We start from the raw sequence: 1611 nt of genomic DNA on the forward strand, positions 1-1611 counted from the left end.
GGTTGATTTCCGATCTCAGCCGAACACATTGAGCAAATAGGCCATTCCCGCAGTTAGCTGAACGCCCCCGCGGCCCCTCCTGGGGTCCGGGGGCGCCGTTTTCCCAGTTGATGGAACGGTGGAGATGTGTTTCGATAGGTCCGGTGGCCATGCTCCGCCCGCCGCCCGGCACCTCTTCCCAGACTCAGCCGGACGGTCGGTCCGTCTATTCCGTTTTTCCTTCTAGGCTAGGCCAGCGGGGCATCGCCCCTCTCGGCGCGCGCCCTCTCGATGAGTCCCGGCGTCAGGTCGAGGTCGCCGAGCGGCACGTCCCACACACCGTAGGCGTCCAGCAGCGCCGCCGCGTCCTCCCCGAGCATCGCCCTGAAGGCGCGCGCGGGCGTCGCGAAGCCGAGCGCGCCGCGGGGCTCGGAGTTCACGTGCGACATGGCCAGCGCCAGGTCGGCCGGGGCGAGCCGGTCGAACCTGATTCCGGCGCCCTTGGGCAGCAGCTTCCTGATCTCGACGTGGTTGCGCTCGCAGGCGCCCTTCTGGTCGCTGCGCCCGGGGTCGCAGTAGAACAGCCTCGTCTCGCCCGGCCCCTCGCCGAGCAGCGCCGCGATCGCCGCCTCGTCGGAGAACTCGGCGCCGTTGTCGGTGAGCACGGCGCGGAAGACCCTGCCCATGCCGTCGGCGCCGAGGACCTCCCTGATATCGCCCAGGGCGTCCGCGACGCACCCGGCGGTCTTCTCCTCCAGCGGCAGCGCGAGCTGGAGCCTGCTGGGGCGGTGCAGCAGCGTGAGCAGGCAGGCGGAGTCCTCCCGCGCGCCCTCGACCGTGTCCATCTCCCAGGCCGCGGCGCACGCGTCCTCCCCGAGGGCGAGGAACGCGGCATGCGACCTGCGGGCGGAGTGGCGCGTGGCCGCCCGGCCGGCGGCGCTCTTCCTCGGCCTGTAGCCGACCTTGCGCCTGAGCTCCATGTTGGTCATGCCGTCGTAGCCCGCCGAGACCCAGCGGTAGATGGTCGACGGCGACAGGTCCACCGGGCCGCCGTTGCGCGCCGCCATCTGCTCGGGCGAGAGCCCCCGGCGCAGGCAGTCCCTTATCGCCTCCAGCCTGGCCGCCGCGGCGGGCTCGTCGGCGTCTATCCCGCGCCTGGACGAGACGAGGACCGAGTCGGCGCACAGCTGCGCGGCCCGGGCCTCGTAGAAGACGTGGGGGCGGCGCTTGCAGCCGATCGCGCGGTACCGGCCGCAGCCGTTGCAGCATCGCGGCCACGCGGCCAGGCGCGGGCAGGCCGCCGACAGGTCGGCGGAGGCGTCCACGCGCTCGCCGCGCCTGGACTTCGGCGCCGTCACGAACCTGTGCGACGCCACCTCGGCGCTCACCGTCGAGGGCGACCTGCCCAGCTCCCTCGCGATCTCCCTGCACGAGGCCCCGCGCTCCAGCATCCTCTGGACCGTGTCCCGCTCGTGCCTCGTGAGCCTTCCGTAGGCCCTCGGGACCGCCCTCGCGGAGCCCCTATTCTTCTTTCCGGACATGCCGTCCTCCGATCTCCCGGGGCCGGCCGGTCCGGCCCTCAGGGTATCGGGTTCCCACATTCATCCGCACATGTGCGGATGAATGTGGGAA

1 protein-coding gene is annotated in these 1611 nt (G+C 71.9%); it reads right to left on the minus strand.

Going from position 1 to position 1611, the window contains the following annotated elements; translation table 11 throughout:
• Positions 1 to 227: 227 nt before the first annotated feature.
• On the minus strand, positions 228 to 1520 hold the full coding sequence (locus tag I1969_RS10925; protein ID WP_195235141.1) for an IS30 family transposase: 1293 nt from the start codon (positions 1518 to 1520) through the stop codon (positions 228 to 230).
• Positions 1521 to 1611: the final 91 nt, after the last annotated feature.

Source organism: Collinsella aerofaciens, from assembly GCF_015548375.1.
GTDB lineage: Bacteria > Actinomycetota > Coriobacteriia > Coriobacteriales > Coriobacteriaceae > Collinsella > Collinsella aerofaciens_AB.